General features: G+C 52.9%; 20 protein-coding genes. 9 read left to right on the top strand and 11 right to left on the bottom strand.

All coding sequences use genetic code 11. From position 1 onward, the window contains the following. Window positions 1-33 precede the first annotated feature (33 nt). The 5 genes from spt to GJA01_RS10080 all read right to left on the bottom strand — a co-directional run bounded on the left by spt (window position 34) and on the right by GJA01_RS10080 (window position 5886). The gene (gene spt / locus GJA01_RS10100; RefSeq protein ID WP_253783165.1) at window positions 34-1257 is read right to left on the bottom strand and encodes a serine palmitoyltransferase; all 1224 of its coding nucleotides are present in this window, start codon (window positions 1255-1257) and stop codon (window positions 34-36) included. Beyond that, window positions 1224-1478: an acyl carrier protein gene (locus tag GJA01_RS10095; RefSeq protein WP_007282203.1), complete on the bottom strand. Its 255-nt coding sequence runs from the start codon at window positions 1476-1478 to the stop codon at window positions 1224-1226. The genes spt and GJA01_RS10095 overlap by 34 nt, the downstream gene beginning before the upstream one ends. 105 nt (window positions 1479-1583) lie before the next feature. Continuing rightward, window positions 1584-3392, bottom strand: a complete 1809-nt coding sequence (locus tag GJA01_RS10090) for a fatty acyl-AMP ligase (protein ID WP_231868523.1) — start codon at window positions 3390-3392, stop codon at window positions 1584-1586. Next, window positions 3392-4522 (bottom strand): hypothetical protein, encoded by a 1131-nt coding sequence (locus GJA01_RS10085; protein ID WP_023945515.1) that lies wholly within the window; start codon window positions 4520-4522, stop codon window positions 3392-3394. Before GJA01_RS10085 ends, GJA01_RS10090 begins: the two co-directional genes overlap by 1 nt. After that, a complete protein-coding gene (locus tag GJA01_RS10080; protein ID WP_062502881.1) occupies window positions 4519-5886 on the bottom strand; it encodes a lipopolysaccharide biosynthesis protein in 1368 nt (455 codons plus the stop codon). The genes GJA01_RS10085 and GJA01_RS10080 overlap by 4 nt, the downstream gene beginning before the upstream one ends. A 473-nt stretch (window positions 5887-6359) precedes the next feature. On the opposite strand from GJA01_RS10080, the gene GJA01_RS10075 reads away from it, so the two are divergent. Both GJA01_RS10075 and GJA01_RS10070 read left to right on the top strand, forming a co-directional pair. After that, on the top strand, window positions 6360-7865 hold the full coding sequence (locus GJA01_RS10075) for a glycosyltransferase family 4 protein (protein ID WP_062502883.1): 1506 nt from the start codon (window positions 6360-6362) through the stop codon (window positions 7863-7865). Continuing rightward, window positions 7865-9277: a glycosyltransferase gene (locus GJA01_RS10070; RefSeq protein ID WP_062502885.1), complete on the top strand. Its 1413-nt coding sequence runs from the start codon at window positions 7865-7867 to the stop codon at window positions 9275-9277. The genes GJA01_RS10075 and GJA01_RS10070 overlap by 1 nt, the downstream gene beginning before the upstream one ends. Before the next feature lie 21 nt (window positions 9278-9298). Here GJA01_RS10070 and GJA01_RS10065 read toward each other — a convergent pair whose 3' ends face one another. From GJA01_RS10065 to GJA01_RS15550, 3 genes are all read right to left on the bottom strand, one after another. Beyond that, a complete protein-coding gene (locus GJA01_RS10065; protein ID WP_062502887.1) occupies window positions 9299-11941 on the bottom strand; it encodes a TonB-dependent receptor in 2643 nt (880 codons plus the stop codon). A 148-nt stretch (window positions 11942-12089) separates the two neighbouring features. Next, window positions 12090-12665, bottom strand: coding sequence for an HD domain-containing protein (locus GJA01_RS10060; protein WP_062502889.1), 576 nt, complete (start codon window positions 12663-12665; stop codon window positions 12090-12092). Window positions 12666-12742: 77 nt separating this feature from the next. After that, a complete protein-coding gene (locus GJA01_RS15550; RefSeq protein WP_023945527.1) occupies window positions 12743-12868 on the bottom strand; it encodes a hypothetical protein in 126 nt (41 codons plus the stop codon). 194 nt (window positions 12869-13062) lie between these two features. On the opposite strand from GJA01_RS15550, the gene GJA01_RS15260 reads away from it, so the two are divergent. From GJA01_RS15260 to GJA01_RS10030, 6 genes are all read left to right on the top strand, one after another. Beyond that, window positions 13063-13212, top strand: coding sequence for a hypothetical protein (locus tag GJA01_RS15260; protein ID WP_169925636.1), 150 nt, complete (start codon window positions 13063-13065; stop codon window positions 13210-13212). Window positions 13213-13354: 142 nt separating this feature from the next. Next, the gene (cysG, locus tag GJA01_RS10055; RefSeq protein WP_373317489.1) at window positions 13355-14752 is read left to right on the top strand and encodes a siroheme synthase CysG; all 1398 of its coding nucleotides are present in this window, start codon (window positions 13355-13357) and stop codon (window positions 14750-14752) included. A 58-nt stretch (window positions 14753-14810) separates the two neighbouring features. Beyond that, entirely contained in the window at window positions 14811-15749 is a 939-nt protein-coding gene (locus GJA01_RS10050; RefSeq protein ID WP_062503245.1) for a glutaminase, read from the top strand. Window positions 15750-15926: 177 nt separating this feature from the next. Continuing rightward, window positions 15927-18224 (top strand): TonB-dependent siderophore receptor, encoded by a 2298-nt coding sequence (locus tag GJA01_RS10045; RefSeq protein WP_062503246.1) that lies wholly within the window; start codon window positions 15927-15929, stop codon window positions 18222-18224. A 285-nt stretch (window positions 18225-18509) separates the two neighbouring features. Beyond that, on the top strand, window positions 18510-18806 hold the full coding sequence (locus GJA01_RS10035) for a hypothetical protein (protein ID WP_062503250.1): 297 nt from the start codon (window positions 18510-18512) through the stop codon (window positions 18804-18806). Next, window positions 18803-20398 carry a PepSY-associated TM helix domain-containing protein gene (locus tag GJA01_RS10030; protein ID WP_062503252.1) on the top strand — a complete coding sequence of 532 codons (1596 nt, stop codon included), beginning with the start codon at window positions 18803-18805 and terminating at the stop codon, window positions 20396-20398. The genes GJA01_RS10035 and GJA01_RS10030 overlap by 4 nt, the downstream gene beginning before the upstream one ends. A 5-nt stretch (window positions 20399-20403) precedes the next feature. On the opposite strand, the gene GJA01_RS10025 is transcribed toward GJA01_RS10030, so the two are convergent. Further along, entirely contained in the window at window positions 20404-22659 is a 2256-nt protein-coding gene (locus tag GJA01_RS10025; protein WP_062503254.1) for a TonB-dependent receptor, read from the bottom strand. A gap of 32 nt (window positions 22660-22691) precedes the next feature. Continuing rightward, complete coding sequence (locus GJA01_RS10020; protein WP_172794456.1) at window positions 22692-24077, bottom strand: Nramp family divalent metal transporter; 1386 nt, start codon at window positions 24075-24077, stop codon at window positions 22692-22694. A gap of 122 nt (window positions 24078-24199) precedes the next feature. Between GJA01_RS10020 and mntR the strand changes: the two genes are divergently transcribed. Then, window positions 24200-24694 (top strand): manganese-binding transcriptional regulator MntR, encoded by a 495-nt coding sequence (gene mntR / locus GJA01_RS10015; RefSeq protein ID WP_172794457.1) that lies wholly within the window; start codon window positions 24200-24202, stop codon window positions 24692-24694. Window positions 24695-24706: 12 nt separating this feature from the next. Here mntR and GJA01_RS10010 read toward each other — a convergent pair whose 3' ends face one another. Further along, entirely contained in the window at window positions 24707-25045 is a 339-nt protein-coding gene (locus GJA01_RS10010; protein ID WP_062503258.1) for a hypothetical protein, read from the bottom strand. Between the last annotated feature and the right edge of the window lie 382 nt (window positions 25046-25427).

Here is a 25427-nt window from a genome sequence, read left to right as displayed (position 1 = left end):
AAGAGGTCCTTTTTTATGTCTGGATGAGTAATTTCAGGCTTGGAAGTGTTCTGCTACAGCCTTGAAAACAGCCGCGGCTTTGTCAATTTCCTCAGCGCTGTGTGCTGCCATGACGGAGCACCGCAGAAGAGGGCGGTTATCAGGCGTTGCAGGCGGTAGAGACAGATTTACATACACGCCGTTTTCCAACAGAGCATTCCAGAAGCCAACGGCCTGTGGAATGTTCTCAAGCGTTACAGCCACCACCGGAGAAACATGTTCACCTGTCTGGAGTCCGGCAGCCTTTAAGCCTGCATGAAGACGGGCGGCATTTTCCTGCAACTTCACGCGCAGTTCCGGGCGCGCTTCCATGTCGTCCAGAGCCGCAAGGGTTGCAGCGATAATTTCCGGGGGGAGGGACGCTGTGAACATGTAAGGGCGTGAGCAGAGGCGCATCAGATCCACGCCGTCATGGTCCGTGATGCAGTAGCCGCCAACCGTGCCGAGTGACTTCGAGAACGTGCCGACAATGAAGTCGATCCCGTCTTCACAGCCCTGCATCTCTGCAACGCCACGACCATGCTCGCCGAGGACGCCGAAAGAGTGCGCCTCATCTGCCATCAGGTAAGCGCCGTAACGCGTCTTGATGTCCACAAACTTGTCCAGCGGGGCGACATTCCCCGTCATGGAATAGATGCCTTCGGCAATGATCAGTTTCGCGCCCGGATGATCTTTTAGGCGTGCAAGACGCTTTTCCAGATCGACCGGATCATTGTGGCGGAACCGGATGACCTGCGCGCCGGACAGCTTTGCACCATCATAAATGCTGGCATGGCTGTCGGCATCGAGAAGCAGGACGTCGTCCTTGTTCACGAGCGCGGAAATCGTGCCCAGATTGGCCTGATATCCGGTTGAGAACACCATGCAGTGCTTGCGGCCGAAGAAGGACGCAAGGCGCTGTTCAAGGCGCTGATGCAAGCCGAACGTGCCATTGGCAATTCGGGAACCTGTCGTGCCAACACCCATGGTGCGGGCGGTTTCAATGGCAGCGTCAGCCGCGCGCGAAGACTGGCTCAGACCAAGATAGTTGTTCGTGCCGAACAGGAGTGTCTCCCGCCCTTCGATCAACCCCACGGTTGCCGAAAGAGGCCGTTCAATCACGACTTCAAAAGGATTGCGGGGAGAGGCCGCAGTCAATCCTTCGTAAGCAGCGCGAAGTGCGGCATGTTTGGCAAAAATATCGATCACGCTTGGCTGGCCTTGAGAGTGTGCAGACATGCTGCCAGATCGTTAATGGTCCGGATATCGGCCAGTTTGTCGAGCGGAACAGAGACGTCCAGCTCGTCTTCAATTTCCATGACAAAGTTCATGACAGCGAGGCTATCGAAAGCCAGATCTTCGACGATCTTGCTGTTGCCATTGATGTCCCGTGGAACTTTCGGGTTGGCGAGCAGTTTTTCGATGATCATGCCGGAGATGCCGGCGACGCTGTCAGTCATGAAATTGAACTCTCGGTCTTCTGTGCAGTTTTGGGGACGCTTTATGCGTCAAAGCACGTCAGTCCGCTACCCCCTCTGTGCAAGGGGGAGCGGGCTGACGTTTTTTCAGGCTGCTGAACTTGTCTCTTGTTCCAGATCGAACTGACCCGAGAGAAGCATCGCCTTGGCGCGGGCACGCGTCAGCTTTCCGGAGGATGTCTGGGGCAGTGTGCGCGGGGGAACCAGAACAACTTTCACGTCCACGCCATGCAGGCGACGGAAAAGGCTGGTCACCTCATCACGCAGACTGTTGCGGTTTTCTTCTTCGGTGGCGCGGCATTGCACCAGAGCCACGATGTTCTCGCCAGTTTCGGTTTCAACCGAAAAAACAGCAACGTCACGAGAGCGCAGGGTGCTGATTTCGCTTTCAGCGGACCATTCAAGATCCTGAGGCCAGATATTGCGGCCGTTAATGATAATGAGATCCTTGGCGCGGCCTGTGACAACAATCTGTCCATTCAGGTGATAGCCAAGGTCACCCGTATTCAGCCAGCCATCAGCGTCCAGAACGGCTTCCGTTTCTTCAGGGCGCCGGAAATAGCCACACATCAGGCTGGGGCCACGCACGAAGACGCAGCCAACATGGCGGTCAGGCAACACTTTCCCTGATGGATCGCGAACTTCGATCTCATGCTCAGGCAGAGGCTCGCCGCAGAGGACGAATGTTCGGAGAGCATGAGACGGATCGTTGGAAGGCTGGGCAAGCCCGTCCTTTTCCAGAGTTCGCAGGTCGATCGTATCGGTCTGGATGCCTGTGTCCAGCGGAGCAAAACTGATGGCGAGCGTGGCTTCGGCCATGCCATAGCTGGCAACGAAAGCGCGTGCATCAAAGCCATTTGAGGCAAAACGCTCGGCAAATCCTTCAAGGATATGATGGCGGATCATGTCGCCACCAATGCCTGCAATACGCCAGCAGGACAGATCCAGATCGGCCTGACCGCTACGGCGCGAGCATAGTTCATACCCAAAAGAGGGGCTGTAGGCGATTGTGCCACGGTTGCGAGAAATCAGATCCAGCCAGACATGCGGACGGCGTGCAAATTCGCGTGTCGGGAGAAGATCGACCGTCAACTGGCATGTCAGTGGCGTCAGGAAGAACCCGACCAGCCCCATATCATGATAAAGCGGCAACCAGGACACACAGCGATCATCGCGGGGATCTTCTGCCGGATGAACCTTCAGGCCGTCCCGGGCAATAGCGCGGGCATTGGCCATACCGGCGGCCTGCGTGACGGAAACACCCATCGGGAAGCGTGTGCTACCCGACGAAAACTGGAGATAGGACAGGTCTTCAGAGCTGATTTCCGGCAGATCGACGCTAGCCTCGGCATGGCGATGCAGATCGGCGGGAGAGCCGCCAAAGATCAGGTCCAGACCGTCCACGATATCGGACGTCCAGCTTCCGATCACATCCGGCACGACCACTGCACGGGCAGCGGCAACCTGGATCATGCCACGAAGCGTGGAGACATAGCCTTCCTTGCCGCCAAAGGCGACCGGAAGGGGCAGGGGAGCAGGAACCAGGCCCGCATACTGACAGCCAAAGAAAATGCGGGCGAAATCGCCATCGCTTTCCGCGACAATTGCGACACGGTCTCCAGGAGCCAAGCCGAGGCCCAGAAGGCGTCGGGCCATCGAAATCGCCTGTTCGCGCAAGACGCGGTAAGGCAGGGCTTCCAGAAGCTGTCCACGTCCGGAGTAGATGTTGAATCCACTCTCGCCCTGGGCTGCATAATCAAGCGCTGCGGCGAAGCTTGGGAAATCTCCGTACCGTCTGACCAGACCTGAACGGCTTGGCGTTGGAGCGGGATGGGCGATGGGGTTCTGGTTGTCCTCGGTCAAACCTAGACTAGCTCCATTGGGGTCGCCGGACATCAGGCGGCTTTCTGTAAAAAATCGACAATGGCATCCGCAGCAGCGGGCGCCGTAGGCTGTTCGCCTAGAGTTTCGAATGTCTCTAGTACATATTGACGCTGAATCTCAAGGAAACGTGAGTGCGTCTCAAACGCCTTAACAATTTCATCAGCGGGATGGGTGATATTATCCGTAACAGGCCCGAGCGTCCATGACTGATAATTCGGATTATTCTGCCAGTCTGCCTCATGAGCGTTCAGAAACAGACAGGGACGGGGTTTTATCATGAATTCTGCAACCTGACTGCTGACATCCCCGAGATAGAGATCTGCACCCATGGTGTAGGTCATATCGATGCTGCGTTGACTGCCAGGATCAACGATAAGGTGCGGAACACTCTCATAATCTCGTTTGAGGGCTTCTCCCTCATCACGATTATTGTCAAAGAGACGGAAGTGCGGCGCGAAGATCACATTGTACTGGTCCTGTCTGGCGAAGAAGTCCAGAAGGTCGCGCCCCATGGCTTTCCAGGATGAGAAACGCTGTACGAAATGCGGGTTATATAGAACGGTTGGACGATTATTGCTGAACAGCGGCTGTCTGCGGGCATGCATTCGCCGAACCAGATCAAACTTCGCGTATGTTCCACGATGATAAAATCCCGGACGGATAATACCGTTCTTCAGCATGCGGTCTTCGACTTTTCTGCCTGGCACAAGCAGGTAATCAAATTTCCGTAGGTGCTGTGCAAAGCCGATGGCCCGGTCACCTGCGCCATGGCCTGTCCAGATCATGCGAGGTGTGCGCACACCCATGTTACGAAGCTGCAGGGAGGTTGCTTCAGGGACGATGATTGCTTCGAAGCCGCGGAAATACCGACGTGAAAAGAAAAGGCCCAGCAATCTGTCCAACACACGGAGGCCCTGAGCTTCAATGCGATGGCGCAGATTCTCCGAAATGGGGAGAAGATCGAACTGAACCCGCGATTCCGGGTAGAGGGCTGCCAGTGAGCGGGCCAGTTCAAGATGGCTGCTGGTCAGGCAGGCGACATGCACGGATATTTCAGGGTACCGCGCGGACATTTCGAGCGCGATTGGCAGGGCATGCAGCGTCTGATGACGCTGTGCAATCAAGGGAAAGACGACTTTCATAGTCCGTTTGCCGTCCGCAATGTAGGGGTTCGAAGGACAAGGAAAAGCTGCAGACCGATCAGGAGTGTGACGCCCAGAAGAGTCATGGGGCCAACACCGTCCAGTCCATAGCGGCGAACAACCAGCACAAGCCCAGGGAAAAACACGAGGCAATCCAGAAAGCGGACAGACGTGGCCGCTCCCGAGCGATTGGTTGTGAAAAGCAGAGGCTCCAGCGGAAGCCCCCAGACAGCGACGACTTCTGCAGCAAGGAGCCACAGGATCACGGGGAGTGTCTGAACCGCTCCGCTATGGCCAATATAGAGTTGGAGAAGTGGTTTTCCAGCCAGTAGCGTCGCAATCAGCAGGCATGTGCCAATGCCGCCGGCTGCCAGAGCTACTTGAAAGGTTAGTCGATACAGGCGGGTCATGGCATGTTCACGCCACAAGCGGGCCATTTCAGGGTAAACCGTTGTCTGTATGATGGAGGCCGGTTTGGCGATGCCAGAAGCAATCTGGCTGGCGATGCGGCAGTAGCCCGCACTGGCGGGTCCCGCATAGGCCCCGACGACCAGCGTTCCGATATGATTGAAAGTCAGGGCCAGAGCAGAATTGAGGTTCGTTGCCAATGCAAACCGCCGGATGCCCGGGTGAGTGCGAAAAAAAAATCCGTTGGCAAGATCCGGCAGAAGCTTCCAAAGTTCCGTAGGGAGACCTCTGATCAGGTTCCGACGCATCAGTTCACGCAGGGCCATGACGCTTAAAGTGGCCCACGCAACAACTTCCGCTAAAATCCATACTGTAGCGAGCGCCATGACGGATGCGCCAGTGAAGGTAAGTGCGGCTGTGCCGATCACGCGGACAATTGTCGCAGCTACTCCCTGAATGGAAATCAGATCATACCGGTTAAAGACGCTGAGTAGTCCTGTCGGGGTCGCTGAGGCCATGAAGAGGATCGAAACACAGAAAACGACGCCAACGACATGGATTTCCGGAGGCCAGCCCAGAAGTGTCATGCCGGACAGGCTGATGGCGATCCCTCCTGCGCAACCTATCAGGCCGCCGATACCGTCTAGAAGAAAGCTAAACGCAACAACGCGCTGAAAGCCGGAAAAATCCCCGACGGTCAAAGGATGCAGTCCATATTTCAGAACAGTCTGCCAGGATTGGAAATCCACAAGGTCACTCATTGTCCGGGCAAATGCATACATCATGGCCACCAAACCAAACCCGTGACTGCCGAGAAGGTGGGTCGCCAGCCAGATGTGAACAAGGCTGAGTGGAGCGTTGATCGCACGCCCTCCCAAAAGCAGGCTCACATTTTTTATGACACGTCGGCCGCCGACCGCTTTCAGAGGCTGTAAAGACGATTGTTCGTCCGACATCAGGGTATGGAAACTTTCATCACTGTCAGATCGTTGTCACATATCGGCCTCAGAGATAGGCTTTTATGCGAAAATCAAAACTCACATTTTATGACCGAACGTTGCATTTTCAAGAATGCGCCGAGATTTCGTTGTGAGATCATGGATTAGAACGAAAAAAAAATTCCGAGTAACAAGAGTGCCCAAAGCTGGAGGCAAGGGGGAGAAAACTCTTAAGCTTAGTGAAGTTTTGGCAGGCGATGCGATGTTAAGCGACAGAGAGTTTTCAGGAATTGGCCTAACTGTTGCCGATCTCTGTAACTTATAAATCTATAGAATATTTCAAAGAATTTCATAACTTCAGTCGGCGTCACGTCTCAACCGCCGATGCCATATTGTATTCTTGATGAGCGTGCTCCATACCACCGGCCAATAGAGTTAAAAAACCATTAAAGAGCAGGTGATCGGGCGGCTGCCTGAGAGCAGGGAGAAGCATGGCGGCATATACCATCTGGATTGATATGCAGGATATCTTCCAGTACGCGGAGCATAATCGCAGACCGAGTGGTATACAGCGTCAGGTCTATGAAATTCTCCAGGTTTTGCACGGATGCACTCCTCAGTCGGAGGAGGTGCATATCGGGTATGTGCGCAAGGGTGTTGATGGAAACCCTGCCTGTATCGTGTCCGCTCAGGATGTCGAAAATCTCTTTGCTTCACTGGCGGATGACGAAGCGAGCGCTGTTACTGAGCCTGTTCGGAAAGCGCCGTCTGTTCCGAAAAAGACGACAAGAAAATATCTCCTGAAGTCACCATTTGCGAAAGCAATGGTGTTCAAACAGTTCAATAGAATGCGGCACGCGTTGATTCGAAACTTTGAGCAGATGCCGGAGCCACTGGGGCGGCCATTGTTGCGAGCTGGCACCCTGCAGATGCGCGTTCTGCGGATGGTAAGGGATTTAAGAAGCCAGTCCGTTGTCCGGCACTCGACATCTTCGCAAAGGACACCCGTTCGGATAGCGGAGCCCGTTTCTTGCGAAGGAGGCATGAAGCCTGGAGATATCTTCCTCATCATGGGCGCGGCATGGGCGGATGCTGCTTTTGGCGAGCGGCTTCACGCGATCCGCAAGACGTATGGCCTCAAGCCGGTATTGCTGATTTACGATCTCATTCCACTGACATGTCCAGAATGGTTTCCCCCGCAGGTGGTCTCAACATTCTCTGCGTGGCTGGAGAATGTTGTGCCGCAATGCAGTGATATCATGGTGATCAGTCAGGCTACGAGAAAGGATGTTCAGGACTTCCTGGCCCAACGCAGGCTTCATCTGAATCAGGCACCGTGGGTCGTGCCCATGGGCGGGGGGTTCGGGGATATGACGGCTGCGACCAGAGAGGCAGAGGCTCCGGGGCTACCTCCTGCCGGGAGCTATGTTCTTTTTGTTTCCACCCTTGAGGCGCGCAAGAATCATATTCTGATGTTTCGGGTCTGGGCGCGCTTACTGCGGGAAAAGGCTTACGAAGATATTCCCACGCTGGTTTTCGCGGGGCGACCTGCGTCCATGGTGGAAGATCTGATGCAGCAGATGGAGAATACGGAGTATTTGGACGGCAAAATTCGTTTGATCCGCGAACCAAGTGATGAAGAGTTGCGGGGCCTCTACAAGAACTGCCTCTTTACAGTGTTTCCATCGCTATACGAGGGATGGGGACTACCGGTAACGGAAAGTCTGCTTTTTGGGCGGCCCTGCGTTGCGTCCAACGTGACATCCATTCCCGAAGCTGGAGGCAAATTTGCACGGTATTTCGATCCGTATGATTTCGAGGATGTCTATCGCACCATTCGCCAGACCATTGAGGATCGTGAAGGCTTGAAAGCTTGGGAAGAGCATATCCGTAGGGATTTTCAGCCGACACCGTGGTCTGATACGGCCAGGGCTATTCTGAAATCCTGTGAGGTCGCTCACCGTTCGTCGCAACAGCCTGAGATGAGGGCCCACTGATGAACAGGGTTTGGATTGATGTGGATGTTCTGTTCACCTCGCCTTCTTTAGAGGTTTGTTCGGAGGACGTTCGACGCTTTCTTGTTGAGGTCTGTCTGGCATTACAAGCCTGTGCCCCAGATCGTATTGGGTTCGTGCGTCGAAAAAGTGGTCCGCAGGACTGGATTTCTGTGGACTGGGCAGATGTGAAGGATCTGCCTGTCGTCACACAGTATTGGACAGGGGCTCTGCATGTGATCGGGCGGCAGAGTGAAGCAAAGAAACATTCTAAGGTCCGGAACGGGGCTGCCCCCCCACACGTCGCGGGTATTGCAGATGTTCTTAGAACACAGTTTCAGGTTCTGAGAGCCGCATCGGGCTGGTTTGGAGCAGCCGCAAGATACGGTGCTCAGCAATGGCAGGAAAACCTGGTCCGTCGTTCTATCTTGTCTAAAAACGATGGAGTAACCGGAAAGAGTCGTCATTCAGCGCTTCTGAACGGAGCCCCTCTTAAGGATCTGGCACGTCCGGGTGACTTTTTCCTGGCGCTGGGACCAAGCTGGAATCGGCCGGATTATTCTCAGACCATACGTTGGCTTCGGGATGTCATGCGCGTGCAATTCGCTCTTTTCGTGCATGATCTTCAGCCTGTTCGATATCCTGAATGGTTTACGAAGGCGACGAACACTCATTACGAAGCCTGGCATCGCACTGTTCTGCCTTTGGTTGACCAGGTATTCGTCAGAAGTGATGCTGTCGCCGAAGAGGTGACGGGCTATCTGGCGCATATCAAGCGCCCGCTTTTGCAGCCTATTGTGACGGTTCCCGTAGGAAGTGGGCCTGCTCCGACAGGGGGAAATCTGTCCCGACAGGCGGCCAGGAAAACACCCCTCGAAGGGAATTATGTTCTCTGTGTGGGAACACTTGAGCCGCGCAGGAATCACGAGCTTCTGCTGCGGGTGTGGCGCCATCTCCAAAAGGGAATGGCGGAGGGTTCTCTTCCGAAACTTGTTTTTGTCGGGCAGGTTGGATGGCTGGTAAGTGATCTCATGCAGCAGCTTGAAAATTCCGACTGGCTGAATGGGCAGGTACTGCTTGTCAGTGCGCCATCCGATGCCCAACGTGACGCTCTTTATCGAAATTGTCTGTTCACTGTGGATCCTTCTCTGTCAGGCGATCTCAGTCTCCCGGCTCTCGAGAGCCTTCAGTATGGCAAGCCCTGTCTGGCTTCGAAACCGCTGGCTGAAAGGACAAGTGACCAAGGACTGGTACGATATTTCGATCCGTTGAATCTGCATGATGCGTCGCGCGTTATCGGGAAAGCCATAGAAGATCGCGATGAGCTGAAATGCTGGGCTGATGAGATCGAACGTCGCTTCAAACCTGTGTCCTGGCAACAGTCTGCTCAGACGATCCTGCAACATACACTCTGAGTCTCAGAATTCTTTCCTGTGTCAGAGTGTCTTGCGCAGGGAAAGGCCAATCGTTCGACCCATTGGGTCCATGAATGCAGGCTGGTAGCCTGCAGGTGTAACGCCCAGACCGTTATGTACATGGATCCGTGTGTTCGAGACGTTATCCAGTGACAGCATGATGCGAAAGTTTTTGGCCCAGTTCCGGTTTTGCCAATGTGGAAGATCTCCCAGTGTTACGAAAACGGAGAGATCGAGTGTTGCGAGGCTACCAAAATACAGGCTTCCTGCCGACGTGCTTCCGAGCGTTGAACTCCCTGACTGCCATTTCCCATCCAGTCTGACACCGAGGCCATTTTTGTAAGCCCCGGCCTGAAGTTCGACTTCATGTTTGGGTTTTCCACCCAGTCCGCCAACCGTGCCACCATTCAGCAGGTCAATAGCGGGAAGTCCTGCCCTTAGTCTGACGGTATCATTCAGACGCCAAACCTGTGTCAGGACGATATAGTACCGTCCTTTAGTGCCGCCATCATTATGTCTTTTATGGCCGGATGTTTCATGATCGTCTCCAAAAGGACGTGACAAGGAGAAGGTGGCATTCCATTCGGTACGCTTCTCACTTTCGACATTCACAGGACGCAGATCGACTGTTTCCAGAACATCGTTAGCGTTGCGCTGGTAGTTATCGGGAAAGGCATCCTGAATGGCTGCTGTCGGGCTTGGGAGCGAAAGAACGGGATGGTGTGTGTTGTCATGCACATAATTGAGATGCAGACGTGATCCTTCCAGAAACGGCGGAGAAATAATGGCGCCCAGACTGAGTTCATGGCGGTCTGCAGAGCGTAGGTTTCTGTTGCCGCCGGAAATGGTTGTGACCTGTACGGACTCACCGCGGACATAGTCATAGGTTGTGACGTTGGGGGTCTCGATCGTTGGTGCAACGAGAGAAGAGGCGGCTGGGGCTTCTGTCTGTTGCAGGACCGAGAAAGGAAGCTGGATCCATCCTGTGGGAGACCATGTGACACCACCGCCAAGTGTACCGAGTGTTCCGAAATGGGACACCTGACTGACCGCTCCGTTCACATTGGCATCAAGCTTGCCAAGAAATGACAGAACATGCTGCTTTTTATTGGCGATTGGCAGATCACCGTTAAGTCTCAGAGTACCGACATCCCGGCTGATTGATGAACGAGACGTTATTCCATTTGCAGAGGATGTTGCGTTCTGTTGGCTGACGGTTCCGGTCGCAGCAATGCTTGTTGAAGCATCCCCTGCGGGGAGAGAAAAGACCGGTCCTGATAGCAGGCCGCTGATCTGCCCCTGATTGCTGGTTGTCTGGCCATGATTGACAACCCGACTGTTCAGCCATGAGGGAGCAATGGTGGACCACGGGTCGAAAGACAGATCACCACTGTTCAACGCCGTCTGCGCTGCCATGAGGGAGAGGCCGGTCTGGCTTTCTGTGACTGTGCGTGCGTAGTCGTAGCTTCCTTTCCCATTCCATTTCCAGCCCCCGAGATCACCGTTGAAATTCAGGCCTGCATGGCCTGTCTCAGTGTGCCCGGTTTGCTGAAGAGGCCGGACGCTGCTGAAACTTCGATACAGCAGAATATCTTGCGAAAAGGGCGAATAGGCATTCCCCGACGGTATCGTGACGATCCCCCGCGCCGGGCCTTGAAGACTGATCTGATCCTGATGGTCGAAGCTCAGATTGAGGGAGGTGGTGATGTCTTTCGTTAGGTGACCAGCATAAACACCATTCAGGGAAAGCTCATGCTTGCGCGGTTGCAGGGTATAGGCAGACGCATTCGTGCTGCTGGTCAGTGAATTTGCGGACTGTAGAATGTCATTCAGTGTCGCGGTCTGTCCGTAAGGTAGGGAAGGACTGCCTGCTGTCGTAACGCTTTCCCCGGCAAGGTTGTCGAGTGCCGGGTCAAGGCTTTGACCATCGGGTGAAGTCAGGTTTCCCTGTGTGGAGTACAGGGAATTGGCTGCGGGCGGCACTACGCCACGCTGGCTGTCCCGCAGCCATGCACTGGCAGTGTAACGGGCGCTGAGGTTGATGCGTCGATCATCATGCAGTCTGGTGAAACTAAGTGAGAGCGCTCCGTTCTCGCCCCCACCATCAGTTGAGGTCTCTCCGTAGGCGCGGGCTCTCACGGCACGGAACTGCTTGACGGTGATGATATTCACGACGCGCTGATCTGCGGCATAGCCGTAACGCAGGGCTTCTTCTTCCGTAAAGATTTCGACGCGCGATATGGCCTCGAACGGGAGATCGTTGACTTCCTGAAGGCCCGAGATCCGTTTACCATTCAACAGGATAACGGGCGCATTTCCGGTAGCACCACGGCCAGACCGTGTTTCTGGAGAAATAGTCGTGAGCAGATCAGTAACAGTGTCGACGCCATAGGAGCGGATCTCATCCGCGCTGATCTGCATAAGTGGTTTGGGAGCGCCAATGACTGCCCCCTCAGGCTTGTGCCCTGTGACGATAATTCGCTCTGTGGTGGAGGGATTCTCTGTTTGCGTGGATCTTGTAGGCGCACTCTGTGAAAGAGACGTGTCTGTCTGTGCCAGGGTGGTTCCGCAGGACAGAGCGGCTCCAAGGCTATAACAGGAAAGCTTCCGTAAAGGGAAACGAGATGCAGCGGCGGCAGGTCGGCCATGAAAGCGGCTAGTCATTGTCGCTCTGCTGATCTCCGTGGGCTAGGACCTTAAATCTTTTGGTACGGTTATCGGGCGGAAGCCTTTGCCGTACCAACGGGAGGAGAGCTTTGTTGTGACGGATACAGTCCGTTTTGTCGAGCAACAGAACGATAGTGACGGGGTATCAGAGGAATGCTTTTTCTGACTTCCGCCGCGTTTCCCGATCAAGAACGTCTCTTATCGCCCGGGTCAGAGAGGAATGATCTGTGTAACGTCGACCATAGGTCAGATTGAAGCCATGATCGAAATCTGGGGGATTAACACCGTTATTGTGCTGCCAGATGGTCTCGATCTTGTCGAACGCTTTGGCCATGCGAGCTTCAGGGCTGGACGCGTTTTCATACTCATCCCAGAGTTGAAGAAACTCGGCCTGGAGTGTGTCAGGTAGCGGCGCCATGATGGTCAGGAGATCTTCGCGCTCCTGTTTGGATTTGTTAAGAGAGGCTTCGATGGAGATTGCCGGAACGTCTCCATGAATGGCCTCCCCAAGATCGTGCAAAATACAGATTTTCAACAGCTTCAGCAGATCGAGGCCTTCAAGATAATCTGCGAAGGTCATGACCAGAAGACACAGGCCCCATGTATGCTCTGCTGTGCTCTCTGGCTGGCCATCCTGTGTAAAGGAACGACGGAGGACGTCTTTCAGTTTTGAAGCTTCACGCAGGAACTCGAGACGTCTTTCGATCTCGGTTGTGGTCATTCATCAGTTCCGGTCAGTGGGTATCGTGCGCCCCTGAAGAGCAGGCGATCAATAAAATTCAGACTGTCGTTGCGAGCTCATGTGAGCAGCAGAGACAGCACGAGGTATCCGATGAGTACCAGGGCCGCCAGAATACCCAAAAGAACCGGAAAACCTACTCCGTCCTGAAGGGACTTAAAGGCTTTGACGAGGAATTGGGCCATGGCGCACTCCGGGCTGGGCGGTGCACGAAAGAGATCTCCCGGCACGTATTGGGACTATAAGCCAAATCATTGGAAAAGATAACGCTCCTTTCAGAAAAGACTTTCTGTCCCGGTTATTCATCCTCCAGATTTCGCCTGAATCAGGCCATATTGCCGAAATAGTTTTCCGTCAGTTCTGAAGGAGGACATGATTGATGAAGCGTCTTGCGACATTGTTTCTGGGCTTTGGTTTGATGCTCCCTTTGATGGCCTGTCATGGACCCCGCGATCATGACTGGCATCACCACCACCATCATCATGGTGGTCCATACATGGGTGGCGGAGGTGGGTACGGGTACCGCTAAAAAACACTTTCTGCCCATGTGAGCGATGTTGCTTTTGTAACCATCCGTACTCTGACCGGCTTTGCCTCTCAGGAGCGGGCGTGTAGTGAAGAGACAGGTGTTCCTTTCCGGAACCGTTTTCTGAAAGCGTATGGATACAGAGATGCCCGCATCCGGGGTTGAGACAGGCTGGTTTCCCATTTCCCTTCGCCTTGAGGGCGCACGTGTTCTGCTTGTTGGGGGAGGCGAAGTCGCTGTCAACAAAGGGAGGCTCCTGCTCGATCATGGAGCAGGGATCGAGATCGTTGCGGAGACACTGAACCCGATTGTTCAGAACTGGGTAGATGAAGGCTTGGCTCGGCATGTTGGTGGCCGGGTTGACGATGAGATGCTCAGGCAGGTTATGGCAGGATGCCGTCTTGTTTATGCCGCAACGGATGACAGAGCGGTTAATCGGAATGTGGCAGCGCTCGCTGAGAGCCTGAATATTCCTGTCTGCGCAGTGGATGATCCGGAGCCTTCGACGTTCATTACGCCCGCACAGGTCCGCCGGGGGGCGGTGCGGGTTGCTATTTCTACGGCAGGCGGCGCACCGGTTCTGGCTCGCCGGTTGCGGGAGCAGATTGAAAGCTGGATGCCGGAAGGAATAGGTCAGCTTGCAGCTTATATGCAGTCTCGCAGGGGGCATGTTTCTGCTCATTATCCTGCCGTTCAGGATCGCAAACGGATCTGGGAAGATTTTCTGGATGGCCCGGGCGCTGAAGCTGCACTTTCCGGTGAGGATGCTCGTGCTGATCGTGTGCTGGATCAGCTTCTGACAGAGCAGAAAAAGGCCGGAGAGGTCTGGCTCGTCGGTGGTGGCCCGGGCGACCCGGATCTTCTTACGCTTAAAGCGCTGCATCTTATGCAGAATGCTGATGTCGTCCTTTATGATAACCTTCTTCCAAAAGTTCTTCTGGAGCGTGTGCGTCGGGATGCTGAACTGATTTTTGTGGGCAAACAGCGTGACCGTCATGCCATGCCCCAATCGGCGATCAATGCAGAGATGGTTCGTTATGCGAGGGCAGGGCAACGCGTGCTGCGTCTCAAAGGGGGGGACCCGTTTATTTTCGGGCGAGGGGGAGAGGAAATTGAGTCTCTTATAGAGGCTGGTGTTTCATTCCGGGTCGTGCCGGGTATTACTGCCGCCAGCGGCTGTGCCTCCTATGCCGGTATTCCATTAACCCACCGGGATTGCGCGCAGGCCTGTCTTTTTGTCACGGGACATGCGCGTGCTGATGGCGTTCTGGATCTACCATGGGATGACATGGCAGATCGGCGTCAGACTGTGGTGATCTATATGGGAATATCTACGTTGCCAGCCCTGATGACGGGTCTGATCCAAAATGGTCTTCCCTCAGACTGGCCAGTCGCCATTGTTGAACGTGGCACTCAGCCTTCCCAGCGTGTTCTGACAGGAACGCTTTCGACAATTGCCGATCAGGCAGCGACTGCATCGGTATCTTCCCCAGCATTGGTCATTGTTGGTGAGGTCGTCCGGCATCGTGTGATTTCACCGTAAGCAATAAACGTTCCTGAGGCGTGACGACAGCGCCCAATCTGCTCTGGAGAAATATTCCATGACGTCACTGACCGATACGATTGCGGAAATCGCAGATGAAATGCGTGCTGAGACAGATCGGGGGCAGGTGGCGAACTATATTCCCCCTTTGGCGTCGGTCGATCTGGGGCGGTTTGGTATGGCCATTGTTGATGCAGAAGGTGCCAGTCATACTGTGGGCGATGCCGAAGAGGCTTTTTCCATTCAGAGTGTGTCCAAGGTTTTCGGTCTGACGCTGGCTTTGAATGCGGTAGACGCAGGCTTGTGGAGCCGCGTGCGTCAGGAACCCTCCGGTAGTGCATTTAACTCGATTGTTCAGTTGGAGAACGAAAACGGCATTCCAAGAAATCCATTCATCAATGCCGGAGCGATCGTTGTTTCTGATATCCTGGTTTCACATTATGGGCTGGAAGGTGCCCAGAGTGAGCTTCTGAACCTTCTTCGTCCGTTGAGTGTAGATCCTGATACCATTTTTATCGACCGTGATGTGGCCAGTCAGGAAGAAGAAACCGGGTTTCGTAACAAAGCTCTCGCCAATTACATGCGAACATTTGGAAATATTCACAATTCAGTTGATGAAACTCTGGCATTTTACTTTCATCAGTGTGCCCTCACCATGAGTTGCCGGCAGCTTGCTGAAATAGGAACTTACCTAATGACCGGCGGGCTTAATCCCCGTACGGGAGAGCGCGTCATTTCAACCCGTAATGCCCAGACTGTTTTGGCCCTCATGATGATGTGCGGCCATTATGATGGATCTGGTTCTTTCGCCATTCGTGTCGGTCTTCCTGGAAAATCGGGTGTGGGCGGCGGTATTCTTGCGGTTACACCAGGCGTTGCCTCTGTTGCCGTCTGGTCTCCAGGCCTGAACACGCAAGGAAATTCTCTGCTTGGAACGCGTGCGCTGGAACGTCTTGTTCAGCATACGGGGTGGAATGTTTTCCGTACTAGTCCCTGAGTTTGTTTTGATTTATTAACCATAAAGTATTGATTTTTATGGGTATCTTATTGGGTAAAGATGCCTGAGAAAATGTAGAAGCGATTTGACGCAATTCAAAACTCATCCTGCAATTGACACTTATTATCAATTGCAAATATGAGGCGGCATTTCCGATCGCACTTCGGTGGGCTGCACATGTCTTTTCCTTTCGCTAAACGTACTTTGATTCCTGCTCTTGTTTTTGCAGGGCTGACCTCAGTTGCCATAGCTGCGGAGAGGCCAGTCGTTGCAAGGGATGTGGATGGCGAAAAGCAGAAAACGCCTCAGAAGACTCAACAGAAAACGGCATCACACCCGGCATCGAAATCCAAAGAAGAGATCATCGTTGTGACTGCGACAGGCATGTCACACGCATCCTCTGCAACAAAGACACGAACGCCCATTATTGAGTCTCCCCAGTCAATTTCGATCGTCAGTCGCGAAGAAATCGAACTGCGAGCCTCGCCGACGATTGCCGATGCACTGGCTTACACAGCAGGCGTTCAGTCTGAGCCGTCAGGAATCGATAGCCGTGTGGATGAAGTGTCAGTCCGTGGGTTTGGTGCGGGTGGGTTCTCATCAAACAATAACTTCGTGGATGGTCTCCGTCTGCCCTCTGGTGGCCAGTGGACACGAACATCATTTGATCCCTTCGCTCTTCAGCAGATTGAAGTCTTGAAGGGGCCGTCCGGCGCTCTTTATGGGCAGACAGCACCAGGAGGCATGGTCAATCTTGTAACCAAACGCCCGACTGACAAAAGTGAAGGGGAGTTTTTCCTTCAAAGCAGTGGTTTTACCAACCTGTCGAACTGGCAAGGACAGGCTTCTGGTGACGTTTCTGGCCGCCTAAACAAGAGTGGTACCGTTACAGGACGTATTGTTGGACTGGCTCGCTATGGAAATACGCAGGTCAATGAGGTCCGGACAGGTCGTTATTATATTTCTCCCAGTTTGACCTGGAAAATTACACCGCGTACAACTTGGACCCTGCTCGCCCAGTATCAGAGAGATCAGGGAGGGTCGACGTTCCAGTTTCTTCCTGCGACGGGTACACTTTACTCATCCAAAGGCCGATATATTGCGAATGACGCCAATATCGGAGAGCCAAGCTGGGATACGTTTGATCGTAATCAGGCGCTGGCAGGGTCGTTCTTTGAACACAAGTTCAACCGTTATCTGACGGTACGAAACAATACGCGTTATACCTATCTCAATACACTTTATCGCGCCACTGTTCTATCGGGCGATACGATATCGAAATGTACGGCGGCGATTGCCGGATGTGTTGCGGGTGAAACGGTTAGCCGGCGTGCTGTAGAAGGACGTGGTCAGTCTCAGGGCGTAACGACCGATACACAGCTTGAGGGGCACCTTCAGACAGGTCCTGTGCGTCATCTTCTGTTGGTTGGGACAGATTATTTTTATACGAATTGGCGGCATAGTCGCGATCTTGTAAATTCGTCGCTTGTTTTCCCGGTTCTGAATATTTTTAATCCCCAGGCCAGAGGCAGCGCGGGGTATTCTTCTGGGCTGAATCCTCAGGTTTATTCAGCAACAGTGAGTGAACAGAACGGCATTTATTTTCAGGACCAGCTCAAGTTCGATCGTCTGCGCGTAACGATCGGTGGCCGTCAGGATTGGGCGCGTGATGACACACTGAATGTCCTGACGAAGTCTCGCTACATCACCAATTCAAACGCGTTCACATGGCGTGCAGGGGCCGTGTATCTGTTTGATAATGGGCTTGCTCCTTATTTCAGCTATGCGCAGTCTTTCCAGCCCCAGGTCTCTGATCCGTCAACATCTGTGGATGGCAAACCATTCAAGCCAACGACTGGCGATCAGTACGAAGGCGGTATTCGCTATCAGTACGGGAAAAGCATCTACGTCACGTTTGGGGGCTACCAGATTACCCAGAATAACATGACCACTTCCGATCCCGCTGGTCGTCTGTGTGGCACAGCCACATGCCTTGTACAGACAGGACAGGGGCGCGTCCGTGGACTGGAACTGGAGGGGAAGGCCAATCTGCCCTGGGATATGTCGGTCATCTTTACCGGCACTCGAAGTGACGCCAAAATTACCCGATCCAATACGGCTTCCCAGGTTGGTAATTATCTTGGTCAGGCACCAAAATGGATGGCATCCCTGTTTCTGGATCAGCGTATCCAGCATGGAACTCTGGCAGGTCTCGGATTGGGTGGCGGCGTTCGTTATACAGGTACGAGCTTCGGTGATACGGCCAATAAGCTTCGTATCCCGGATTACACGTTGTTCGATCTGTTTCTGCGGTATGATTTTGCTCTTGCTCACCCTCGATACAAAGGGCTGTCATTTTCGTTTAACGCACGAAACATTGCCAATAAGAGGTTCGTAGCGACCTGTACGGCTGTTTCCGCCTGCTATTATGGGCAGGGTCGCAATCTGACGGCACGTTTAGAGTATCGCTGGTAATATGATCGGCACCAGCATGATGATGACGCTGCTTGCAGTACTAATCGGTTTGGCTGGGGCAGTTTTTCTGTATCTTGCAGCGCCAGCGCAACAGCTATGGAAATGCCCGGTCCCGAAGCGGATATGTACCTTTGTGGGGAGTGGGCTACTTTGTCTGTCCTTCCTTTTTCACCTCATGATTTACGGAAGTGGAACAGCATTTTTCGTTCTGCTGACACTCTTAATGAGTGTCTGGAGCCTGTTGCCAATTGGGGTGGCTCTTTTGAAGCAGAGGCCTAAAACGCAATGACGTCCACACCGCTTTCCAGCAAGAACTGGTTTCCTAAAGCCAGTGCCGGTTTGGTACTTGGACTGGGGCTGTCGCTCGCACTCGTGGGTATCGTCGGATTGCTCTGCCACACGAATGGGGACCCACGTTCCCCGGCATCCCAGTATCTGATGTGGCTTGTTGCTCCAGTCTGGACGGCTGTTTTGGGGGGATGTTTCATGTTCCGAACAGGATGGAGGGCCTGGGGGGTGTTGGGGGCCATCAACATTCTGCTCTGGGGCGTTTATATGGGCCTTCGGAGTGTAATATCATGAAAATCCGTGCTGACGTCGTCCGGATGTATCGTGAAATCCATAGCTGGGTCGGGATTGTCTGTGGTCTGTTCCTGTTTGTGGCATTTTATGCAGGTGCCATAACGATGTTTGAACGCCCCTTGCAGGATTGGGCCTCTCCACCAGTCTCTTTGCCGCCTCCTGTTGCATTGGAGCGTGTGCCAGAACTGTTGGGAAAAATCTTTGCAGAGCATCCTGAAGCCAGAAATTCCTATACAGTTGTTCTTCATCCAACGCCTTCTCAGCCGGCTACTCTTGTATGGGGCGTGCCACAGAGAATGCACGGGCCTTCAGTAGCAAATTATTCCGCCCTGGCAGAAGACGGATCTCTGGTAACCGTAAAGCAATCTCCTTCCGAAGCCGCGCACTTCATCAATATGCTGCATCAGCAGGTGGGCTTGTGGATGCCTCATGAAGCTGGGCGGTTATTCATGGGGATAGTGGCGCTCTTATATGCAGTAGCACTGATTTCAGGCACGCTTGTTGTTTTGCCGGGCCTGATTAAGAATCTGTTTGCAATTCGACTTGGGCAGAATGCCAAACGCATGTGGCTTGATTTGCATAGCATGTTAGGGCTGTTCTCGTTGCCATTTCATATCATCATGGCCCTGACGTCCGTTGTATTTGCATTTCATGATGAAATTTATGTAGCTGAACACGCTCTTCTGGGCCGATCGGCCATGCATCAGCAAATGCATGGGCATTCCCTGATTGATCAAACTGAAGGGCATCAACAACAACGAATTTCCGGTGATCTTCGTGTTCCGCTGGAGCCTGCTCAAATTGTAGTCGCTATTGCCAAGCAGGCTCCCGGTTTTTCGCCGGAAACCTTGATCTACGATCGTTCTCATGGCGGGCATCTTGCGTTGCGTGTGACGGGCTCTGATCCGCGATATGGTGCCCGAGGAGCGAGTGGAGGTTTTGCCGGGGTCGATCCCTACAGCGGTAAATTGCTGTCAACGGATTATCTGCCAGGGCATCAAACCTTTCCGATGGCTGTTCTGACGTCTTTCTTCGTTCTGCATTTTGGCAGTTTTGGAGGGGAAGGCGTGCGTTGGGGATATGCTGTTCTGGGACTGGCTGGGGCATTCATGTTTTATGCCGGAAACCAGCTCTGGATTGTCTCTCGTAGACGAAGGGAACGAGGGAGTGGACGGGTGGAAGATACGCGTGCAACCCGTATTCTTTGTTCGCTGACAATCGGTTGCTCTCTCGGGTGTGTCGCGGGTGTTTCTGCTGTTCTGGCTGTGGCGCCATTACATCCTGTTGTAGGAAAAATGTTACCAATTCAAATTGTTTACTTTGCAACGTTTCTTTCCTGTGTGGTTGTCTGTTTCTGCTTTCGAGAACGGCTGGCAATTCGACTGCTGCTGGTCGCGTCGGCAGTCCTGACATTTCTGATGCCGGTCTCCGCCGCTTTTGTAACGCCTCTCTCTCATGCGACGGCATCAAGTCTCATTGTTGACGGGATTGCCCTGCTTTATGGCGCTTTTCTGATGATCTGGGCTGTCCGACCTCAAGTGGGACAGCCGCTCTTTCGAAAGGAGAGTGTTTCAGGCTTGAATCGAGCCTGAAGGTTTCAGAAATCCGAGACGAGTGAAAAATATGTGCCCCGGCGTTGGCCGTACTGCGCCTGGTAAATCCCGACGCCGCTGCCATCACGAAGCTGATAACGTTTGTCGAAAAGGTTCACGACGTCAGCACGGATTTTTAGATCCCGTCCAAGCGGAACGTGGGTGAGGGTGTACTGGTAACCAATATTGAAAATTGCGTACTGGGGTTGCTTGTCCAGATTGGCAAAACCACTACGAAGACCGTAACCGTATAGGAAATCGACATAAGCAAGATGATGCTTGCTGCTGTAGGATGTTCCGGCGCTGGCCGTATATTCCCCTTGATGATCCAACTGGATGGCATGTGAGCGGATATAGGCCAGTTCTTCGGGGGCAAACTGGTATTCGGCGGAATTGATGTCCCGCGCTGCGGTTTTTACATATGAGAAATTTCCGAAAACAGACCATGGCCCATGACGCCATGCACTGCCGAACTCTGCACCATAAACATGGCCTCGTCTGTAGCTGAAAGGAGCCAGAATAACGGCGCGTCCGAACTGCCCCAGATCCGTCAGATTATGAGCCCATTTGCTGTAGGCATCGATTGTGATCTGGAGGTCAGGGGTAATGTGTTGCAGAATACCTGCATCCACATAATTCGAAGTTTCGACTTTTGTTGCCGTATCGGTCAGGTTGGCTGCGGCATTTGTGGTTCCCGCAAAATGAGCGAGCGTGGACGGATAGACATATTGCGGGGAAGGCGGTGCGAAGTATCGTGAATATCCGATATGCAGAGTGGTGCTTCGGAACGGCTTCCACACCATGTTTGCGCGCGGACTCAGTTGTCCTTCATTGCCAAACGAGGATGCAAAGCGATCATAACGCAGACCGTAATTGAACGTTAGTTTTCGGTTGATGCGGTACTCGTCCTGAATATAGGCGCCTGCTTCCGCAGACCAGTTTCCTGTGTTGTCAATCAGGCGTAGCGGAGTAGTGGCAGTTTGATTTCCTTCTGAATCTATTGGAAATACGAGGGAATTCGTATCCAGACGTTCCGATGTGTATTGTCCGAGCAGGCCAGCACGGATCGTGTGATCCGGAGCTACATCGTAGGATAGGTCAAACTGTGCCCCGCCTGTCGTGAAGTCGTTGACTTCGTGTTCTGCCACACCCTGAAACACAAGATCGCGTACAGGATCAGGCGTGTAGTCAATCCGACCGTAACGGAAATAAGGAGAAAGCTGGAGGTTCAGTTTTTCGGCGCTGTGCTGGTAGGACACGACGGCGTAATAATTCTGTTCTGTTTGACTATCGTTCAAAAAGCGGGATTGAACGGATGGATCGTTCCAGCTTGTGCCTTCCAGTTGATAAGTCGGCTGTAAACCCGTGGTGTTTGGCAGTTCAAAATCAGCATAGGAAGCGCTGGTCAGAAGCGAAATTCGATTGTTGTCGTCCAGTCGCCATGAAAAATAACCAAAGCCTTTACCTTGTTGTGTCAGGTCATGTGTGGCTCGGAAGGATGCTGTTGGGTTCTCAATTCCAATGGTGTTTCTATTGAAGGAGAACGTGGTGAAATATTCAAATCGTCCTTTTGATCCACCAAGTTGCAGAGAGGGAGCGAATGTATTGTAACTCCCTCCATAAAGGGACAATTGATTGCTCTTGAGCGTTGACCCGGTTTTTGTGTGGACATCCACAATACCGGCGGTTCGAAAACCGAACTGTGCAGGGAGGGTGCCGGTAAGAAGGTCAACGGATTGGATAATCCGCGTATCGAGTTCCTGACCGAAGCCATTCAAGCCTTCTGGGAGAAGGACACCATTGACGCGGTAGGTCAGGCCACCATGTTCGCCTCGCACATGCACTTCGCCATAACTGTCCTGCACCACACCAGGCATTCGCAGCATAATCTGACTGAAGGACGCATTTTGGCCCTGAGGTGTGGCTTGGATCTGGCGCTGATCAATGCCGTAGGATACCGCCCCCAGTCGTGGAAAAATGCGACCACGCGCCTGATCCAGATGGCCTGTAACGGTAATCTGCTCTTGCTTGGCGGCTTTCTCTGCGTGTGCTTGTTTTTTCTTTGAGGCTCCGTCATCGCGATCCGTAGCGGGTATCGTTTCTGACGCCTGTGCAGTGGACAAGAAACCTGCAAGGAGGGCTGTGCAGAGTGCAAACTTCTTGAATGATCTGAGGGGAGAATTTTCAGAATGTATATGCTGATAAATATAGCAATTGCTATATAAAAAAGCGCGTCTTGAGGGCAGAGATCTATTGGTCATGAATGTAAGAAATCCGTGCGATGCGGCGGGATTTATCCAGCCAGTGTGTCGTAGAGAAGCTTGAAATTGAGAATGAGGATCAGCCCGGCGACGCTCCAGGACAAGACAGTCATAAAGGGAGAAATCGTGAACTCTCCCATTTTGCGTCGATTGGAGACAAACATCACCAGAGGAATGACGGCAAAGGGCAGTTGCAGCGAAAGGATGACCTGGCTGGCCAGCAAAAGTGTACCCACACCGTGTCCGCCATAAAGAACCGTCACCACGGCAACGGGAATAATGGCCAGGCCGCGCGTCAGGAGGCGTCGGGCCCAGTGTGGAATACGCAGGCGCAGGAAGCCTTCCATGATGATCTGTCCGGCAAGGGTGCCTGTGACAGTTGAATTTGTTCCTGCAGCAAGTAAGGCAAGGGCGAAGAGTGTGGAGGCAATTCCCAAGCCAAGGATGGGGGAAAGAAGCCGGTAGGCGTCTTCGATTTCGGCAACGCTTTGATGGCCAGTGTCATGAAATGCCGCGGCCGCCACGATCAGGATGGCAGCGTTGATGAACAGTGCCAGCATCAGGGCGATTGTACTGTCCCAGGTTGACCAGCGGATGGCCTCACGTCGTCCGGCAGGTGTGCGTTCATAGGCGCGGGTCTGGACAATGGATGAATGCAGATAAAGGTTGTGGGGCATTACGGTTGCGCCGATGATGCCAATAGCAATGTAGAGCATTCCGGGTGTGGTAATAACCTGCGACGTAGGAAGCAGACCTTTTAGGATGCTCGCAACGGGAGGGGCAGCAGCTACAAGCTGAACGGCAAAGCAGAGGGCGATAATAGTAAGAAGCCCAATGACAAAGGCTTCCAGATATCGAAATCCTCGCCCCATCAGCAGCAGCACGATGAACGCATCAAAGATGGAGAGGAGCGCTCCTCCGAGAAGGGGGAGGCCAAATAGCAACTGCAATGCAACAGCAGTGCCAATCACTTCAGCAAGATCGCAGGCAATGATGGCCAGTTCGCAGGCAAGCCAAAGGATAATATTGATAGCTGGGTGGTATTGGTCACGACATGCCTGACCCAGATCCCTGCCTGTTGCAATTCCTAATCGGGCTGAGAGAGCCTGAAGCAGAATAGCCATCAGATTGGAGAGCATGATGACGCACAACAGGGTGTATCCGTACTGAGCACCTCCCTGAAGGTCTGTGGCCCAGTTTCCGGGGTCCATATACCCTACGGAGACCATGTAGCCTGGTCCCACGAATGCCAGAAAGCGCTTGAGCCACGAAGTCTGCCCACCGGGAACATGAACGGTAGAAAACACTTCCGGAAGAGAGGGCCGCGTTCTGTCCTCATCGCGCGCAAAGCGCCAGGCTGAAGCCTTGCGAGGAAGATCAGTGAGGGCAATTTCAGGCGTGGAAGGATTTTCTGACATCAGAATACCATTCAAACGTGAATCTCAAAATTATGCAATATGCTATATTCATAAGATGAATCTCTATTCTCAAAACTGGAAATAATTTGTGGAATATTTTATTCCCTTTCGAATAATTGAGGATGGAGCAGGTTCGAGGCGTGGAACGGAAAAAGAGCAGGCAGAAAGCCCTTCTGGATATGGCGACGCATTCGGAAGGGTTTCGTGCCAATCGCGCTGCGCGGCAGAAGGTGCTGGTTGAGGATTACGTCGAATTGATCTCTGATCTCCTGTCTGAAGGTCAGGAAGCGCGTCAGGTCGATATTGCCGGAAGATTGGGTGTGTCTCAGCCCACGGTTGCGAAGATGCTGGCCAGACTTTCAGCCGAAGGGCTTGTCACGCAGAAGCCTTATAGAGGCGTGTTTCTGACGGATGCCGGGCAGGCGATGGCGAACAAAGCACGCCATCGGCATGGGATCGTCGAAGCGTTTCTTCTTGCGTTGGGAATTAGCGAGGAAAACGCTCGTATTGATGCTGAAGGCATCGAACATTACGTGGGAGAGGAAACGCTTACAGTGTTTGAAAAAGCTCTAAACAAAGGGCTCGCAAATTTTATGAAGACTTTGCCAGAAACATGAAGCCAGACGCTGCTAATTTTTGAGTTTTCGGGATGCTCTGCATGTCGCGGCAAAGCGGCAGACAGAACATACAACGGTGATGGACGGATCATCATTGAAAATGCAGTCCTCTGAACGCTCCATGGCATAACCTTTCGGGGCTGGATTGTTTCGAAAGGCGTCGACAATGTGACTCATCCACGCGGTCAGGCGTTCAGGGACATGTTCCTGATGGCGTAGCCACCATTCGATATCCTCCTGATGGCGTAGCCACCATTCGATATCCTCCTGATGGCGGTCAATCTGGGCCGCGAGCTCAGCTGGTGTCCAGCGTGTGACACTTAGGAAATCGTTTAACGTTATGCCAGACATTTCAGCATCTCCAGTGTCTCAGGGAAGCGGAAATACAGGGTTACGCTTTTTGCTGAACAATCGTCAATATATCGTTAATTTCATTGTGGACGTAAATGATACTAATTGAAACTTAAGTGCAAAATTTGGCCATATTTCAACGAAAATCAGTAAGTTTGTGTAGATACCCGCTACCCGTATCAGTATGTGAGTTTTCCAAGGAAAACTGATGGATAGTGCAAAAGGGAAGAAAGAAATAGTTCAATAAAACTATATATAATAGTTATATAAATAAATTTTTTGTGTAGTGGGCTGGGTGCGACACAAAAGCTCTTTCCTATGAAAGAATGGAAGAAAGAGTTCGTCTAAGTGACAATTTTTGGTTGTCAGGTGTATTGCTCGA

The sequence above is a fragment of the Gluconobacter japonicus genome (genome assembly GCF_002723975.1).
Classification (GTDB): domain Bacteria; phylum Pseudomonadota; class Alphaproteobacteria; order Acetobacterales; family Acetobacteraceae; genus Gluconobacter; species Gluconobacter japonicus.
The sequence above is the reverse complement of the archived record's forward strand: the minus strand, read 5'-3'. Positions and strand labels throughout refer to the sequence as shown.

Coding starts and splice junctions, on each gene's coding strand:
- GJA01_RS10035 (WP_062503250.1), top strand. CDS start 18,510: ATGACGTCCACACCGCTTTCCAGCAAGAACTGGTTTCCTAAAGCCAGT.
- mntR (WP_172794457.1), top strand. CDS start 24,200: ATGGAGCAGGTTCGAGGCGTGGAACGGAAAAAGAGCAGGCAGAAAGCC.
- spt (WP_253783165.1), bottom strand. CDS start 1,257: ATGTCTGCACACTCTCAAGGCCAGCCAAGCGTGATCGATATTTTTGCC.
- GJA01_RS10085 (WP_023945515.1), bottom strand. CDS start 4,522: ATGAAAGTCGTCTTTCCCTTGATTGCACAGCGTCATCAGACGCTGCAT.
- GJA01_RS10095 (WP_007282203.1), bottom strand. CDS start 1,478: ATGACTGACAGCGTCGCCGGCATCTCCGGCATGATCATCGAAAAACTG.
- GJA01_RS10070 (WP_062502885.1), top strand. CDS start 7,865: ATGAACAGGGTTTGGATTGATGTGGATGTTCTGTTCACCTCGCCTTCT.
- GJA01_RS10020 (WP_172794456.1), bottom strand. CDS start 24,077: ATGTCAGAAAATCCTTCCACGCCTGAAATTGCCCTCACTGATCTTCCT.
- GJA01_RS15260 (WP_169925636.1), top strand. CDS start 13,063: ATGAAGCGTCTTGCGACATTGTTTCTGGGCTTTGGTTTGATGCTCCCT.
- GJA01_RS10025 (WP_062503254.1), bottom strand. CDS start 22,659: ATGACCAATAGATCTCTGCCCTCAAGACGCGCTTTTTTATATAGCAAT.
- GJA01_RS10090 (WP_231868523.1), bottom strand. CDS start 3,392: ATGTCCGGCGACCCCAATGGAGCTAGTCTAGGTTTGACCGAGGACAAC.
- GJA01_RS10030 (WP_062503252.1), top strand. CDS start 18,803: ATGAAAATCCGTGCTGACGTCGTCCGGATGTATCGTGAAATCCATAGC.
- GJA01_RS10060 (WP_062502889.1), bottom strand. CDS start 12,665: ATGACCACAACCGAGATCGAAAGACGTCTCGAGTTCCTGCGTGAAGCT.
- GJA01_RS15550 (WP_023945527.1), bottom strand. CDS start 12,868: ATGGCCCAATTCCTCGTCAAAGCCTTTAAGTCCCTTCAGGACGGAGTA.
- GJA01_RS10075 (WP_062502883.1), top strand. CDS start 6,360: ATGGCGGCATATACCATCTGGATTGATATGCAGGATATCTTCCAGTAC.
- GJA01_RS10045 (WP_062503246.1), top strand. CDS start 15,927: ATGTCTTTTCCTTTCGCTAAACGTACTTTGATTCCTGCTCTTGTTTTT.
- GJA01_RS10050 (WP_062503245.1), top strand. CDS start 14,811: ATGACGTCACTGACCGATACGATTGCGGAAATCGCAGATGAAATGCGT.
- GJA01_RS10065 (WP_062502887.1), bottom strand. CDS start 11,941: ATGACTAGCCGCTTTCATGGCCGACCTGCCGCCGCTGCATCTCGTTTC.
- GJA01_RS10080 (WP_062502881.1), bottom strand. CDS start 5,886: ATGTCGGACGAACAATCGTCTTTACAGCCTCTGAAAGCGGTCGGCGGC.
- cysG (WP_373317489.1), top strand. CDS start 13,355: ATGCCCGCATCCGGGGTTGAGACAGGCTGGTTTCCCATTTCCCTTCGC.
- GJA01_RS10010 (WP_062503258.1), bottom strand. CDS start 25,045: ATGTCTGGCATAACGTTAAACGATTTCCTAAGTGTCACACGCTGGACA.